Below are 16,174 nucleotides of genomic sequence, written 5' to 3'. Positions count from 1 at the left end.
CCGCACTCCATAGGCCAAAAGCGGTAGTGTTGCACCTCAAGCGATTATCAGCCCGCTATAAGCCTTAGTTCAGCCCGATTGGCGGTATAATGGCCGTCGGCATTGGACTGCACGGGTAGGAGTGTCATGGCTGTTAGCGATCGTTCGACCAGAGCCGAGTATTTGCGCGTGACCGCGAGTGGGACGGATGTCCGGGCCACGGTGCGCGCGTTATTGTTGATCTTGGCGCTGGCCTTGCTGGCCGGGGCGATGGCGTATCAAGCGCCGCCGCAAGGCCAGGTCGCGATCGGCTGGCCCGGGGACCGGCTCTTTGTTGGGGTTAGTCCGGGGTTGGGCGCTGAACCGGTGCAGCGCGGCGAGTTGTTTGCCGATGAACTGACGCCTGATTCGCCGACGACGCGCTCGCGGTGGACGCGCGAGCGGGCCGTGGTGGTGCTGCCGAATGTTGGTGCTGGCTCGCCGTTACAGGTGACGTTGGTGGCGCAAGGCTGGCCGGCAGAGGCTGGCGCGCAACCGGTGGTGACGGTTGCGATTGACAATTCGGTCGTCGGCGAGTTTACCCCAACCAGCGCATGGGCTGAATATTCCTTTGCCGTACCGGGGATTGCCCACCAGCATGGCGATCTGACTATCACGCTGCAAACCTCGGCGACGCTGGCCGATAGCCGCGATCCGCGCCAAAAGGGGGTGCGGCTGGCCGAGGTGCGGATCGAACCGGCGAGCGAACCGGCCCCGCTCTTGCCGCCGGCATGGCCGGCAGTGGCCTTGCTCGGTTGGAATGCGGTGCTGCTCTACATCTTGTTGGCGCGGTTGCGGCTAAGTCCGGCGCTAGTGTACGGCGGCACGGCGGTGGGGATCGGTGTGGCGGCGATTGGTTTGGCAGTGGCCCGGATTTGGATGGCGGCGATCTTGAGTGTGGCGATGACGGGCTTGCTGGTGTTGCTGGTGATCGCCTATCGCCAACCGTTGCTGGCGCTGATCCAGATGCTCGTGCGGCGCTACAACCAAGGCCGCGCGCTCGGTTATGGCTTGGTCGCGGTAGCGTTGCTCTGTTTTGGGTATGTGCTGTTGCACGCCATCAATTGGGCGACAGCGGCTGGGGTGCGGCTGTTCTGGCAGACCTTTCCCGATTCGCTCTTGCTGGCTTTGCTAGGGACAGCGTTGGCGGCGTTGGGGTTGAACTATGGCCGGGCCGGGTTGCCGCGCCTGAGCGATGCGATCGTCGATTGGTTTGCGGCGCGGCGCGGCGCGTGGATCGTGTTAGGGACGTTTGCGCTGATCTGGCTAGGTTTTGAAGCGGTTGTCGCCGCGACGTTACCCTACGTGGGCCACGCCGATTATAGCGATAATGCGATCGTCGCGCGCAATCTCGCGCGCGGGCGGGGTTGGGTAGTTGATTACATTAGCCAGTTTTACTATCGCTACGAGAGCCTCACCCGCCCGCAAGAGACGTGGCCGCTGTTGCAGCCGGTCTGGATTGCACCCTTCTTTGCTCTGTTCGGCCCGACGGCGTGGGCGGCGAAGATACCCAATTTTATTTTCGATATTATCTTGGCGGGACTCATTTACGCGGTTGGGAGCTGGCTCTGGGATCGACGGGTCGGGGTGACGGCGGTCATCCTTGTGTTGACCAACTATCTCTTCTTCCGGCTGTCGATCTATGTCACCAACGATCTGGGTTTTGTGGTGTTCAGTATGGCCGTAATCGCGGCCTTGCTGCGCAGCCAGACCGATCCGGCGTGGCGGTGGCGCTGGCTGCTGATTTCAGCCGTCTGCACCGGGTTGATGATGCTGCAAAAGCCGAGCGGAGCGATGTTCGCGCTCGGCATGGGTCTCTGGCAACTGTCGCTGATCGCCAACGAGCTGCGCACGGCGATTGACTGGCAGCAACGCTGGCAGCGGCTGCGCGAAGGGTTGGCGCCGGTGGTGGTCTGGTCGGCGGTAGCGCTGCTTGTTCTTTCGCCGTACCTCGCCCGCAACATGATCCTATTCGGAAAACCGGTCTACAGTACCGAAAGCTACGATGCATGGGTGCTTGACTACCGCGGTGTCAGCGGCGATGCGTGGTCGGAAATCTACCGCGTCTTTACGCCAGAGTGGGGCGGGCCGGGTTTGCCCGATCGCAGTTGGATCATGCGCTGGGGGTTTGACGCGACCCAGACCAAATTCGAGACGCAGGTGCGTGAGTTGCGGGCCTATCTTATGCCGGCATGGGCGGGAGCTCCTGAACCGCTGGCGGCGCTGTTTAGCCACGACGCGCGCAAGAACATTCTCACCCCGCTGGGTGCATGGCTGGCGCTGGCCGGTGTCTTGGCCGTGGCAGCGTACCGGCGGCGCTGGCTGAGTCTCATGGTGTTTGCCTACACGCCGTATATCATCTTCATGCTTACCTATTGGCGCACCAACGAAGAACGGTATTGGGTGATGATCATCCCGTGGCTGGCGCTGCTGGCGGCATGGATGATTTGGGCCGGTTATGATAAGCTAGCCGCGATCGGCGACCGGCGCTGGGCGCCATTGGGATTGGTGTTGGCGGTGGCAGCGATCGTGACGATTGTTGCCGGCTCGCAAGCCGACATCGAGGACAAAGTGCGCAACGAACCGCGCATCTGGCAGCAGGATTTAGCGGCTTATGAATGGCTACAGGCCAACACGCCGCCGGACACGGTGATTATGACCCGCTTACCGTGGCAGGTGAATTGGCATACTGAGCGGCCAGCGGTGATGATCCCGAACACGGCTGATCGCGCGTTATTACTAGAGATTGCCCGCTATTACGGAGCGAAATATTTGGTGTTAGAGAATCAGATGCGAGTGAAAGGCGACGTGGGCCGGTTGTTGACACCGCTGATGGATCACTCTAACCAACCCGGCATGGTGATTGACGGCTTTGAGTTGCTGTATGCTAGCCCGACGACGGATTTTCGCGCCTTTATCTATCGCATTCCCGATTCGTAATGGAATAAGCTCACCATGCGCATCTTAATGCTGGCTTCGTCATTGCCTAAATATCCTCGCGAGACGACCGCACCTTTCATCGAAGAGATTGCGGCGGGCATCGCTGCGCGTGGCCACCACGTGACGCTGGTCGCGCCGTGGCATCCCGACCTGCGCCGCCAACCCCGTGAACGCGGGATCGAGCTGCGCTTTTTTCGCTATGCGCCCCACCCGGCGTTGAATATCTGGGGCTATGCGCAGTCGTTGCAGAGCGACACGCAGGTGCGCGAGCGGGCATGGCTGGCGGCGCCATTTGCGTTGCCAGCCTCGTGGCTGGCGTTGCAGCGCGAATTGCAACAAGCGCGCGCCGCTGGACGCCCGTTCGATTTGGTGCAAGCGCACTGGGTGTTGCCCAATGGCCCACCGGCGGCGTTGGCGGCGTTAGCGGCGCGGCTGCCGCTGGTGGTCAGCTTGCACGGCAGTGATATATATCTGGCCGAGACGCAGCGATTCATGGGAACGTTAGCCGGCTTTGTCTTCCGGCGCGCGGCGGTGGTGACGGCGTGCAGCGCCGATCTGAGTATGCGGGGTGTGCGCTTGGGCGCCAATCCGGCCCGCACCTTTGTTATTCCCTACGGGGTCAATCCGGCCCAGTTCCGGCCTGATCCGGCGGCAGCGCGACAGTTTCGGGCCGAATGGGGCATTCCGGCTGATGCGCCGCTGGTGTTAGGTTTGGGCCGGCTGGTAGCCAAAAAAGGGTTTAGCGTCGTGCTTGATGCGTGGCCGGCAGTGTTGCGGATGCATCCCACCGCGCGGCTGGTGATTGTCGGCTACGGCGATCTGCGTCCGGCGCTGGAAGCGCAGGCAGCGCGGTTAGGCATCGCTCCGGCGGTGTTGTTTACCGGCCAGCTTGACCGTGAACGCACCGCGATGGCGATGGCGGCGGCGGATGTCTTTGCGTTGCCGATCGTGCGCGATGGCGTTGATGGTCTGCCCAACGTGTTGCTGGAAGCGATGGGAGCGGCGCGTCCGATTGTGGCGGCGCGAGTGGCCGGCGTGCCGGATGTGATCGACGATGGTGTCCATGGGTTGATCGTGCCGGAGCGCGATGCAGGGGCGCTGGCGGCGGCGATTGGCCGCTTGATCGCCGACCGGGAGTTGGCCGTGCGGTTGGGGGAAGCGGCTCGCCGGCGGATTGTCATCGAATTGACGTGGGAGAAGACTGCGGCGCGTTACGAAGCTGCCTTTGCTGCCGCGCTGCGCGGTGAGGGAGGGTGATGAACCGCCGTTGGGTTGCGTTCTGGGTGGTGATTGGTCTCGCCGCGCTGGGCCTGCGTCTCTACCGGCTCGATGCGCAGAGTCTTTGGCTCGATGAGGGCAACAGTTGGGCGATGGCGATGCAGCCATGGCCAGTGTTGGCGCTTGATCTAGCACTGCCCAATGCAGCCTATCCGCTCTACCATCTGCTGCTGAAGGAGTGGATCGGGCTGGCCGGCGCGAGCGAGTGGGCGTTGCGGTTGCCCTCGGCGTTGGCCGGCGCGCTCAGTGTGCCGGTGCTGGCGTTGGCGGCACGGGCAGCCGCACCCACTGAACAGCAACGAACGATCGTTACGGTAGCGGCGGCGCTGATCGGCTTGTTATCACCGTTTGCCCTCTGGTATGCGCAAGAAGCCAAGGTCTACGCGCTGGTGTTGCTCGTCAGCGCTGCACTGCTCTGGCTGGCGTTGCGCGCCGCGCAGCGCGATCGACCGGCAGATTGGGGGTGGCTGATCGGGCTGGCGATCGTTGCCTTCTTCATCCACCGGCTGACAGCGTTGCTGGCGTTGAGCGCAGCGCTGATATGGTTGTTTAGCCGTCCGCGCCGCTACGCATGGCCGATCGCGGCTGGCTTGCTGCTGGTTGGCGTGGGCATGATTGCGGCGATGGCCGCCGGGATCGGCAGCGACCGCGCCGCTAGTGGGGCATCGATTGCGGCGGATCCGCTGCGGGCACTGTGGTTGACCTTTACCCGGTTTAGCCTCGATCGTTGGCCGGGCGATCTGCCGTGGTGGTGGTTAGGGCCGTGGCTGTTGCTGGTAGGGTTAGGACTGAACAACCTGCGCGCCGCGCCGCGCTCGACGGCGCTAGTGATCGGGATCATGGGCAGCGTGCCGCTGGCGCTCTTTGGGTTGCAATTGTTCTTTACCCTCCTCTACGAAGCGCGCTACCTGATGATCATCTTTCCGGTGTGGGTAGTGGTGTTGGCGATAGGGACAGCGCCGCGCAAGGTTGGGCCGGGTGTTGGGTTTTGGTGGGGGTTGGGCGCTCTTGCGCTCGCCGGTGCGCTGATCACCAGCGGTTTGGCGCTCTTCCAACCGCGCTTCGGTCTCTTTTCTGGTGATCCGGTCAAAGAACAGTACCGCGAAGCTATCGCCGAACTAGCCCGGCGGGTGCATCCTGACGATGCGGTGGTGATCCATCCTGGCTACTTGCGCCCGCTCTACGCTTACTACATGGCGAAGCTGAGCGCCGATCCAGCGCCGGAACCAATCACCTTTGCCAACTTCTGGACGGGCGAGAACAACTATAGCCAGCGCGAGTGGGATGCCGAGCGGCGGGTGGCGCTGGCCGGCTATACGCGCAGCTTGCTGCTGATTGCGCCCGACCATGCCCGCACCGTTGATCCGCCGTTGCCTGGCGACGAGTATGGCTTGGTCGGCAACTTCTGGGCCTTTAGCCGCGAACAGCGCACGTGGCCGTGCGGTATTTGGCGCTTCCAAGGGGTGCATTTCTTCTGCCAAGAAGCTCCGGAAGCGTACATTACCGGCGATCTGGTGCAGCCGGCGACGCCAGCGATAGCCACGTTCGGCGACGATTTACTGTTGCTGGGGTACACGCTCAAAGCGACAACTCCCGCCGGGCCGGGGGTGTATCGCGCCGGGGGCAACATCCCGCTCAGCCTGTTTTGGGATGTGCGCCGGCCATTACCCGAAGACTACAGCCTCTTTATTCACCTCTGCCGCGACTGTGACCAACCGCCGGTAGCCGGTGATGACGGCCAACCGTTAGCCGGCTATCTTCCGACCAGCACGTGGCTGCCGGGCAAGCCGGCCCGTGATGACCGGACGGTACCTTTGCCGAGCGACCTGCCGCCGGGGGAGTACCGGCTGCTAATCGGCTGGTACCGGCCATCTGACCCGTCGCCGGAGGGGCGGTTGCCGGTGCGCGGTGAGGGGGCGATGAGCGCTGGAAGGTTGTGGTTGGCGACGATTGAGGTTGTTGGGGAGGGGCAGAGCAGCGCTATGGGCAGAGCAGCGCTGGGCTGGGGCAGAGCAGCGCTATGGGCAGAGCAGCGCTGGGCCCGTACGGGCGGGGGAGGAGCCGCAAAAGCGGAAAGCGTCATTCTTATCAGGAGACGGTAAAGCCGTCTTGGATCATTAAATTGTGTGTTCATTGTATAACAATCGCTCTATCCAACATTGGCCGCTGCTGCTGGCCCTCTTGATCGGCGCTGCGCTGCGGTTGGCGCTGTGGGGCAATCTGCCGCGGCTCGGTTTGATTTCCGACGAAGCCGAGTATTTGGCTGCCGCCGATTGGCTGGCCCATGGGCGCGGCTTTGCGTGGCATACTGGCTATCTCTGGACGCGGGCGCCGCTCTATCCGCTGTTTCTGGCGGTGCATGTCGTGCTGTTCGGGCGGCATTTGGCCGTGATCTTCGCCAGCCAGACGTTGCTCAGCCTGCTGAATGTAGGGTTAGTCTATGCCCTGACCCGGCGGCTGGGAGGTTCGCCGCTGGTCGCTGGCGGCGCGGCGCTGCTGAGCGCGGTGGCGTTGCCGTTGGCGATGTATCCGCAGTTTCTGCTCAGCGAAACGCTGTTTATCACGCTGCTGCTGGCGGCGTTCTTGCTCTTAGCCGATCCTCAGCGGTGGCGGAACGTGCTGCTCGGCGGGCTATTGCTCGGTCTGGCGACGCTCACCCGTGGTTTGCTGCTTGGTTTCTTGCCGCTGGCCGCGCTCTGGATCGGCTGGCGGGCGAGCGGCGGCTGGCGCGAACGGTTCGTTGCGGCGCTTTTACCCTTGCTGGCCGCTGGCGCGCTGATCGGGCCGTGGGCGCTCTACGCTTCGCGCACCTACGGCGGCTTGATCGTGATCGACACCACCGGCGCGTACAATTTGGCGCTCGGCGGGCGCACCGCCTACGACGGCGGGCGTAGCGATGCGCCGACGCGCAACTTCACGCTGGCCCTGCTCGATCCCACCCTCGATGATGGCGCGCGAGCGGCGCTGACCGCCGGTTCGTGTCTCGCCCAAACCGGTGATCCGCGTCTCAGCGCCGCGCTGGCGAAGCCGGTGACAGCGATCACGCAGGCCGAACGGCAACGCTTACTCAGCGCCGAAGGGTGGTGCTTGATCTGGGTCAAGCCATGGGCGTTCGTCGAGAAGACGCTGATTGAACTGGTTGATCTGTTTCAAATCAACTACAGCGGCGCCGAACGGCTGGCTGAAGGGTTTGCGTTGGGGCGGTTGCCGCGTTGGTATACGCTAGCGATGCTGCTGCTCGATGATACGCTCTACATCATCACGTTGCCGCTGGCGGTGCTCGGATGGGCTATGCTGCGGCGCCAGCCTGCGAGCGGCGCCTTGCTTGGCTTGATCGGACTATGGCTGCTCTACAATATCGCCGCTGCGCCGCTGTTGTTTGCGATCAACCGCTTTCGCACTCCACTGCTGCCGTTCCTCTTCCCCTTGGCCATGTTCGCGCTGGCGGCGCTGTCGCGCTGGCGGCAATGGCTGGCAAGTTGGCAAATGCGGCTTTACGCGCTGTTGGCTCTCGTTTTGTGGTTGGTCGCCGCCACGCCGTATGCCTACCTTGAACCGCTGGCGCCGGGCGCGCCTTCCCGTTGGTCATCGTACTTTGGCCCCTATCCGTCGGCGCTGGCGGCGGCCCAAATCGCATGGCAGAGCCGTCCGCAGTATGAGGCGGCGGCGCGTTTGGAAGCAGCGGTCGAACGCGACGATCTGGCGGCGTGGGCGCAGGCGCTGGCCGATCCTGCGCTGCCGGCGTATACGCGGGCGGTGGCCGAGCCGTTGTTGGCGGCGCGGCGCGGTCAGCCGGCGCAGGGGTTGGAATTGTTAGCGCAAGGACAGCCGCTCTACCCGTGGCAAACGGCGGTGGTGCGCGGCGAATTGTTGCGCCAGATGGGTGATCTGGCCGGCGCGCGCCAGTGGCTGGGCTTGACACTGGTTGATGACTGGAACCCGACGGCGTGGGTGTGGCGCTGGCTGCACCCGCCGCGCTTGCCCGGCGACCGGATCGATCTGGCCGATGATAACGATCTCGGCTATATCGACGGCTTCTACCTTGGCGAGTTTGATCCGGTACTAGGTGCGACGGTGCGGTGGGCGAGCGAGACGGTCCGTTTGCGCTTCCCGGCGGCGGCGACTGACCAACCGCGCCAGTTATGCGTGCGGGCGGCGGCCAACTGGCCGCTCGATCTGCCGCCGCCAACTGTGCAAGCGGCGCTGGGCGAGACGGTGCTGGGGACGTTGACGCCAGACCGCTCGTTGCGCGAGTACTGTGTGCCGTTGCCGGCCTTGCCGGCGGGAGCCGATTATGTGATTACGTTGACCAGTCCCGGCTTTGTGCCCGATGCGCTCGATCTGGTGCGCCGGCAGGGGCCACAGGTCGGGCAGGTGCGGATTCTGGCGTTCCAGCTCGATTGGGCTGAGGTGCGGTGAGGAGGGCGCTAGCGGGTGGGGTGGTGGGTTCTGCCTTGTCATTGCGAGGGAGTGGAGGCCAACGCGGTTGGATGCCGCCCGACCGAAGCAATCTCCCCCTTCGACGGAAAACGCCGCACGAGGGCCGAGCGCCGCTCGGCCCCTACCGCGCCCCCGCGCAATGACAAAGGGGGAGCGGCGGCTGGCAATGACACAGGGGAAGTGTAGGATTGCATCTTGGCGTTATACCGAGGTCTGGCATGGCTATTGACCGGCACCACAATCGACGCTGGTGGCTTGCGGTAGCGGCGCTGACTGCGCTGGCGTTGTTGTTGCGCCTGTTGGTCTGGCGCTGGCGCGAGTTGTATCCGCTGGGAGGCGATGAGGCCGAATATTTGGCGCAGGCGCTCACCCTCTTGCAAGAGCGGCGCTACGTCGAGTTGCGCTTGATGCGCCCGCCGCTTTATCCGCTCTTTCTCGCGGCTGCGATCCTTGTGGTTGATTCGTTGGTGCAGAACTTGCGGCTGGTGCAGGTGGTGATCAGCGCGTTGACGGTGCCCCTGATGGCGTTGCTGGGGCAGGCATTGGCTCAGCGTAGCGCGCCGCACATGCCGCCGGTGTTTGCGCGTTGGGCCGGGTTGCTGGCTGGGCTGCTCACTGCCCTCAACTATACGCTGGCCGCTAACGCCACCGAGCTGTTGACCGAGACGCTCTTTTTGGCCGGTTTGAGCCTTGTGCTGTGGCTGACGCTCTTGCCGTCGCCACCATGGTGGCGGGCGTTGATGGTAGGGGTTGGGTTGGGGGCATTGGGTCTCGTGCGGGCGGTGGCGTTGCCGCTGCTGCCGTTGATTATGGGTTGGTGGCAGATCAGTGCGCTGGCCGCCGGCCAGTGGCGGCGCGGCGTGACCCAAGCGGCGCTGGTGCTGCTCGGTTGTGCGTTGGTGGTAGGGCCGTGGACGGTGCGGAATACGCTGATGTATGGTGGGGTGATTCTGATCGATACCACCGGGGCCGAGAACTTATGGCTCGATAACGATCCTGCCGGGCGCGAAGCGGTGAAGGCGCAGCTCTATGCGCTGGGGGAAGACCGGTTGCTGCGGCAGCGGCTCGCCACCGAACGCGGGATCGCGGTGATCACCGCTGATCCGGGCCGTTTCATCACCAAGATGAGCCGTGAGCTGCGGCTGTTCTTCGCTCTTGAACACACCGACGATATGCGGGAGCGGCGGGCGATTTGGGTGTCGCCGGCTGAAGTCGTGGCCCGGTTGGGGTTGGGGGATGGGGTTTGGTTGCTCATCCTGCTGGCCGGCAGCTACGGGTTGGCGCGGCGCTGGCAAGCCGCGCCGGCACGGGTAGAGGGTTTCTGGCGCGCGTTGTTGCGCATGTTCGCTGACCCGCGCTGGCTGCTCGGCGCGTGGGTGGCGTATGTGGTGCTCACCACGCTCATCTTTCACGTCGAATTACGATACCGCTTGCCGCTCTACCCGGTGCTGTTGGCCTACAGCGGCATGGTAGGGGCCGCGTGGCTGCCGGCGCTGCGGAATGCCCTGCCGCGCCCGCATCCGGCGGCGCTGTTCTTGCCATTGCTGGTGCTGGCGATCACCCTCTGGCATGCACCCTATCCGGCACTGGCATGGCAGTTAGCCGGCAAACATCTTGCTTTGGTGCAGGCAGAACGGGCGCTGACTGCGGGCGATCCGGCGGCAGCCGCTGCGGCGGTGCAACCGGCACTGGCCCGCGACCGCGCTTCGGTGTTGGCACGGGTGGCGTTAGCGCGAGCAGCGCTCGTGACCGGCGACGCGCCTGCCGCGATAGGATGGCTCGACGAAGCGATTGCGCTGCTGTCGGCTCACCCCTATCCGCACCTGCTGCGCGGCGACTTGTTGCGGCAGCAAGGCGATCTGGCGGCGGCTCGCGCTGAGCTGGCGGCATTTGAAGCCGTTTCCCGTGAAGATTTGGCAGCGTGGCTGTGGGATCGGGCGATCACGCCGCCGCCGGCGACGCTGCGGTTGGGTGATGGACTTGATCTCGGTTTTATCCGTGGCATGCACCTCCCGCTGCCGGGCGAAACGGGTTGGCGCTGGACGACTGGTTGGGCGCAGGCGCGGGTGACGGCCCTGGCCGGGGCGCAGGCGCTCACGCTGGAGCTGCGTAGCGGGCGGCCCGACGGTAGTGCGGTGCGGGTTTGGGTCACGGTAGACGGCGGCGAACCGCAGCCGTTTATGATTGGCCCCGATTGGCAGACCATTGCGTTGCCACTGTCGCCGGTTATGCAGCCGCGCGAAGTCGTGGTGGCTGTGCGCTCCCCTACCTTCTGGCCGCGCCAATACGATCCGGCTAGTCCTGATGGCCGCCGGCTAGGGGTGCAAGTGCGGCAAATAGTGGTGCGGTGAGGATACCGCCGAGGACGCGGAAGAATTATTTTACCGCAGGCGACGCCGAGGACGCGGAGGATTGACCAAACCTCTGCGCTCACTGCGCTCTCCACGGGAAACAACCTGCGTCCTCCGCGGGAAAACATGGTGACGAATGACGATGAAACGCGAGACGTGGTGGCTAATTGGCATCTTAGCACTGGCGGCGCTGGTCCGGATCGGATTATGGCTGCAACCACTTCATTTGCCGGCTAACGATGAAGTCGAGTACCTGACTGTTGCCCGCGATCTGCTGGCAGGACGGGGGTGGAGCTTCTACGAACGCTACCACTGGCTGCGCGCGCCGCTCTACCCGCTTTGGCTAGCCGGGTCGCTCTGGCTGGCCGGCGGCGACGTATGGCTGGCGGCATTGCCAAATATCGCGCTCAGCGTATTGAATGTCTACCTGATCTACCGCCTCTCGCAGGCGATTGGCGATCACGCAAACCCGCTGGTTCACCGGTTGGCGGCGCTGGCAGCGGCCATCCTGCTCACCCATGCCACCTTCGCCTCGCTCTACATGAGCGAAACCCTCTTCACCACCCTGTGTAGCGCCGCGCTCTGGCTGCTGCTGGCGTGGCGGCAACGCGGCGCGCGCTGGCTCGATTGGCGGATCGTCGCCGCCGGCGGGTTGTGGGGCCTTGCCCTCCTCACCCGATCCATGCCGCTCTACTTTACCTTGGTGGTTGCCGGCTGGATTGCGGTCGTCGCCGCTGGCCATTGGCGCAACCTTATGCGCCGTCCCGCCACCCTGCTGATCGGTTCGGTCTTTGCCATCACCGCCTTGGCCGTCGTCGCGCCGTGGACGATCCGCAATTGCGTGAGTTACCGTAGTTGCATTTTGATCGAGACCGGACTCTCGTACAACTTGTGGGCTTTCAGCGAGCCGCGTGAAGATATGGCGACCATCTTCCGCGTGCTTGAAACTATCCCCGACCCATCAGAACGGGCGGCCTACGCCACCGCGCGCGGGTTAGAGCGGTTACGCGAAGACCCGGCGATTATGCTGCGCAAGCTGTGGCCGAATTGGATGGCGATCTGGCGGGTGAAGGCCATCCAAGACCGCTTCCTGCTCGAAGACTACCGGGCCGATCCGCCGCCATTGCTCTTCCTCGCTGCGCTGATCTTCGACGATCTGTTCTACGGAGTAATCGCCGTGGGAGGTGTGGTAGCCTTGGTCTACGCTGCCGTGCGTGGGCGCGTACCAGCGGTCTTGCTGGGATTGTGGCTGGCCTATTTCATCGCCGTATCGCTGGTTACGCACGGCGAAGGGCGCTACCGGCACTTCATCTTCTGCGCGCTGATCCCGTATGCGGCGCGGGCATGGCTGGCGCTGCCGGCACTGGCGCGCCGGCGCCACCGGCTGGCGTTAGGGACAGCGCTCGTGGCGGCGGGTGCAGTTGGTCTTTCAGCGCTGCTCGCTTACCACTGGGATTACGCTATCCAAGGCGGTGCGCGCAGCGTCTGGCGGCTAAGCGGCGATCTGGCCCGCGCCGCCGGCAATCTGCCACAGGCCGCTACCTTTTACCAGCGGGCGCTCGCGGCTCAACCAACCCCCGACGGCTATCTGGCGCTGGGCCATACCTTGCGCGCGCAGGGAGACGCTGCCGACGCGATTGCCGCCTACCGGGCCGCCATCCGCAGCAACATGCTCTATGCGCCGTCGTATGTCTATCTCGGCGATTTGCTGCGCGAAATCGGTGAACGCGACGAAGCTCGCCGCGTCTACCGTCCGCAATACGCCAGCGAACAGACCCTGCTCGATCTGGCGTGGCGCGACACCTTACCGGTTGCGCAAACCGTGATTGAAGTCGGTGATGGGCTTGATTTCGGTTACCTGAGCGGCTTCTACCCCGCTGAAGAGCTGGCTGGCGCGCGCGCGCGCTGGACAGGGCCGGTGGCGCGGATTCGGGTGCCGTCTATGGCGCGGGTGGTGCGGTTGCGGTTAGCGGTGCTGCGGCCCGACGCGCCGGTGATGGGGTATATCTGTAGCGAAGGCGGGTGCCACTCGTTTACTCTCGGCGTGGCATGGCGTTGGCTGATTGTACAACTGCCGCCAGCCACGACCACCTCCCCACTCCGTGACATCGAGTTGCGGGTTACGCCGTGGCCGGCGCCGGATGGGCGCGAGCTTGGGTTGGTGGTGGATACGATGGAGGTGCGGTAGTACGCACGGCAGGGCGCCAGTAGACGGCTGATACCCTATACCTCAGCTAGTTTACTGCGCTTGCTGTAATGAGCAGAGAGGGAAAAGTTTGCCCTTCCCAATCACCACTCATCACCACAACCATGATGCTCAATCACCCTCCCCGCCGCCGTCTGCGCTGGCCGCTCGTCCTGATCGTTCCCCTCGCACTCTCCCTACTCTTCCTCGCTGGCTGGCTGGCGGCGCGCACGGTGCTCGGCGATCGCTGGTGGTGGCTCTTTTTGCTCAACGTCGCCACGCCGTACCTGTTGTTGCCGCTGGCGCTGCTGATGGCGCTGGCGTTGCGGTGCTGGCTGAGCGTGGCGCTCAGTGTGGCCTTGCTCGCGCCGGGAGCGCCGATCTTGCTCGATGTGTGGATGCCGAGCTTCAGCGATGATCTGGAGTTCAATACACCGGCAATCACGGTGATGACCTCCAATCTCTACGGCAGCAATGACCAAGCCGAACCGGTGATCGCGGCGATTCGCGCGGCCAAGGCTGATGTCGTGGCGCTGCAAGAGCTCAACCCGGCGATTGCCGCTGCGCTCCAGCGCGAGCTGGCGGGTGAGTATCCGTTCCAGCTCCTCGATCCGCGCGCCGGTGTGACCGGGATGGGGGTGTTCAGCCGCTGGTCGTTGCAACCGCTGGCGACCAGCTTGCCCGGCGAGCATTGGGTGGGGACGCCGCAACTGCTGCAGATTGCTGCCCCGTTGGGCGAAGATGAGGCCAAGCGCCGGGCAATCGGTGCGCGGCGTGCCGCTGCCGGCGTGGTTGGTGCGGATCGACTACATCTTGACCTCGCCAGCGTTGATGTGTACCGAGGCGGCGGTTGGCCAGTGGGATGGGTTTTCGGATCACCGTCCGGTAGTGGCGCGGTGAGGGTTTTGACCGCCGCGGGCGCGGAGATTTTTTACCGCAGGGGGCGCGGAGGGCGCAGAGAGGTGCGATAATAGATCGCCTTCCACCTGCGTCCTCTGCGTTCTCTGTGGTAGATTTGGGTTTTTTACAGAAGACGCGATCAACGCGCTTCCCCATCACACCGGTACTAGCAGTGAATATAGTGGTACCATACATAAGAGATTGGGTGCAGCCCGGTATGTTATGCAGCTCGTTTGGTTTAAACGCGATCTTCGCTTGCACGATCACGCACCGCTGAGCGCCGCTGCCCGGCGTGGGCCGGTGCTGCCGCTCTATATTGTCGAGCCATCGCTGATCAATGCCCCGGATTTTGCGCCGCGCCATTGGACGCTCATCAGCGGCTGTTTGCACGAGCTGCGCGCGGCGTTGAACCGCCTCGGCCAGCCGTTGGTGGTGCGGGTGGGTGAAGCGGTGGAGGTGCTCGACCGGTTGGCGAGCGAGTGGCCGATCGAGGCGATCTGGGCCCACGAAGAGACCGGCAATCTGCTCAGTTATGCGCGAGATCGGGCGGTGCGGCGGTGGGCGCGAGCGCGCGGCATTCCCTTCCATGAATTGCCGCAAAACGGTGTCGTGCGCCGGTTGCCGTTGCGTGATGAGTGGCAGGCGCGTTGGGAAGAGCGCATGGCGATGCCGCAAGCCCAACCACCCGCCACGTTGCCGCCGCTGCCGATCGACCCCGGCCCGATCCCATCTGTCTCCGAGCTTGAGTTACCGCCCGACATCTTACTCGAACGCCAGCCACCCGGCGAGACAGCGGCGTTAGCAACGCTCACCGATTTTCTTTACCGGCGCAGCCGCCACTATCACCGCGCCCTCTCGATCCCGCTCACCGCGTGGGAAGGCTGTTCGCGCTTGAGCGCCTATCTGGCGTGGGGCGCGTTGTCGCTGCGCACGGTGGTACAAGCGACGCGAGCACGGATCGCCGAGCTGGGCCAGCAACCCGATCTAACTGAAGCGGGTTGGCTGCGGGTGCTAGCGGCCTTCGAGTCACGCTTGCACTGGCATTGCCATTTCATTCAGAAGCTAGAGGACGAGCCAGAGATCGAGGTGTGCAATCTGGTGCGGGCGTATGACGGCATGCGCGAAGAGAACCACCGGCCCGACCTGATTGCGGCGTGGGCCGCCGGTCGCACCGGCTACCCGTTCGTTGATGCCTGTATGCGCGCACTCATCGCTACCGGCTGGCTCAATTTTCGCATGCGAGCGATGCTGGTCAGCTTTGTCGCCTGCGACCTCTGGCAACACTGGCGCGAGCCGGGGTTGATCTTGGCCCGGCGCTGGATCGACTACGAACCGGGGATTCACTACTGCCAGCTCCAAATGCAAGCCGGTACATCGGGCAATCGCACCATCCGCATCTACAACCCGATCAAGCAAGGGATCGACCACGATCCCAAAGGCATCTTCATCCGGCGTTGGGTGCTGGAACTCACCCACGTACCCACGGCCTACATCCATACCCCGTGGCTGCTCGACTGCGCCGGCCAAGAGCGGTCCGGCTGCCGGATCGGGCGCGACTACCCGCTGCCGATCGTCGATCACGACGCCGCCTACCGACGGGCGCGGGCCGCCATCGCTGCCGTGCGCGCTCGTCCCGAAACGGCGATTGAGGTTGCAGCGGTGCATCAGAAACACGGCTCGCGCCGGGCGCCGCCGCCACAGCCACACCGCACCGAGCGCGGATCGGCGCGCCAACTGCGGTTGGATTTGTGAGGAATCACATCATCGGAGCGTAGTGGCTAATTGCGACACATTGGTCAACGGTAACACCGTGATCCGAGTGTCAAGAGGATATGCTTGGCGACCGAGATCGATCACTCAGACCGGATGCTCGAAGGTCGAAATAGGTTGCTCCCTGTGCGGTGCTGAGCATACGGGCCACTGTCGTCTTGCCGCATTGCCGTGGCCCCAACAACGCCACAACCGGATGAATCGTAAACAGCCGTTTAATTTGGTCAATAATCGCTGGTCGCGGGATAACATAGTTCGATAGTATTCCTTGAAAATCCTCACCTCAAGGGCA

General features: G+C 64.0%; 8 protein-coding genes. All 8 read left to right on the top strand.

Features of this window, described 5'->3' with window-relative positions:
• The first annotated feature begins 126 nt into the window (after positions 1 to 126).
• The 8 genes from U9R61_RS02460 (at position 127) to U9R61_RS02425 (ending at position 15,864) form a co-directional block, all read left to right on the top strand.
• Positions 127 to 2,958, top strand: a complete 2,832-nt coding sequence (locus U9R61_RS02460) for a glycosyltransferase family 39 protein (protein WP_322487238.1) — start codon at positions 127 to 129, stop codon at positions 2,956 to 2,958.
• 15 nt (positions 2,959 to 2,973) lie between these two features.
• On the top strand, positions 2,974 to 4,215 hold the full coding sequence (locus tag U9R61_RS02455) for a glycosyltransferase (RefSeq protein WP_322487237.1): 1,242 nt from the start codon (positions 2,974 to 2,976) through the stop codon (positions 4,213 to 4,215).
• Positions 4,215 to 6,338, top strand: coding sequence for a glycosyltransferase family 39 protein (locus U9R61_RS02450; protein ID WP_322487236.1), 2,124 nt, complete (start codon positions 4,215 to 4,217; stop codon positions 6,336 to 6,338). The genes U9R61_RS02455 and U9R61_RS02450 overlap by 1 nt, the downstream gene beginning before the upstream one ends.
• Positions 6,339 to 6,360: 22 nt before the next feature.
• On the top strand, positions 6,361 to 8,655 hold the full coding sequence (locus U9R61_RS02445; protein WP_322487235.1) for a glycosyltransferase family 39 protein: 2,295 nt from the start codon (positions 6,361 to 6,363) through the stop codon (positions 8,653 to 8,655).
• A gap of 239 nt (positions 8,656 to 8,894) precedes the next feature.
• Positions 8,895 to 11,027, top strand: a complete 2,133-nt coding sequence (locus U9R61_RS02440; protein WP_322487234.1) for a hypothetical protein — start codon at positions 8,895 to 8,897, stop codon at positions 11,025 to 11,027.
• A gap of 136 nt (positions 11,028 to 11,163) precedes the next feature.
• Entirely contained in the window at positions 11,164 to 13,215 is a 2,052-nt protein-coding gene (locus U9R61_RS02435; RefSeq protein WP_322487233.1) for a hypothetical protein, read from the top strand.
• Positions 13,216 to 13,337: 122 nt separating this feature from the next.
• Complete coding sequence (locus U9R61_RS02430; protein ID WP_322487232.1) at positions 13,338 to 14,183, top strand: endonuclease/exonuclease/phosphatase family protein; 846 nt, start codon at positions 13,338 to 13,340, stop codon at positions 14,181 to 14,183.
• 151 nt (positions 14,184 to 14,334) lie between these two features.
• Positions 14,335 to 15,864, top strand: a complete 1,530-nt coding sequence (locus U9R61_RS02425; protein WP_322487231.1) for a deoxyribodipyrimidine photo-lyase — start codon at positions 14,335 to 14,337, stop codon at positions 15,862 to 15,864.
• Positions 15,865 to 16,174 lie beyond the last annotated feature (310 nt).

It is taken from the genome of Chloroflexus sp. (assembly GCF_034431535.1).
In the GTDB taxonomy this organism is placed as follows: Bacteria; Chloroflexota; Chloroflexia; order Chloroflexales; family Chloroflexaceae; genus Chloroflexus.
The sequence above is the reverse complement of the archived record's forward strand: the minus strand, read 5'-3'. Positions and strand labels throughout refer to the sequence as shown.

What these genes read in the sequence shown, in the direction of transcription:
- U9R61_RS02455 (WP_322487237.1), top strand. Translation starts at nt 2,974, where the DNA reads ATGCGCATCTTAATGCTGGCTTCGTCATTGCCTAAATATCCTCGCGAG.
- U9R61_RS02450 (WP_322487236.1), top strand. Translation starts at nt 4,215, where the DNA reads ATGAACCGCCGTTGGGTTGCGTTCTGGGTGGTGATTGGTCTCGCCGCG.
- U9R61_RS02435 (WP_322487233.1), top strand. Translation starts at nt 11,164, where the DNA reads ATGACGATGAAACGCGAGACGTGGTGGCTAATTGGCATCTTAGCACTG.
- U9R61_RS02425 (WP_322487231.1), top strand. Translation starts at nt 14,335, where the DNA reads ATGCAGCTCGTTTGGTTTAAACGCGATCTTCGCTTGCACGATCACGCA.
- U9R61_RS02440 (WP_322487234.1), top strand. Translation starts at nt 8,895, where the DNA reads ATGGCTATTGACCGGCACCACAATCGACGCTGGTGGCTTGCGGTAGCG.
- U9R61_RS02460 (WP_322487238.1), top strand. Translation starts at nt 127, where the DNA reads ATGGCTGTTAGCGATCGTTCGACCAGAGCCGAGTATTTGCGCGTGACC.
- U9R61_RS02430 (WP_322487232.1), top strand. Translation starts at nt 13,338, where the DNA reads ATGATGCTCAATCACCCTCCCCGCCGCCGTCTGCGCTGGCCGCTCGTC.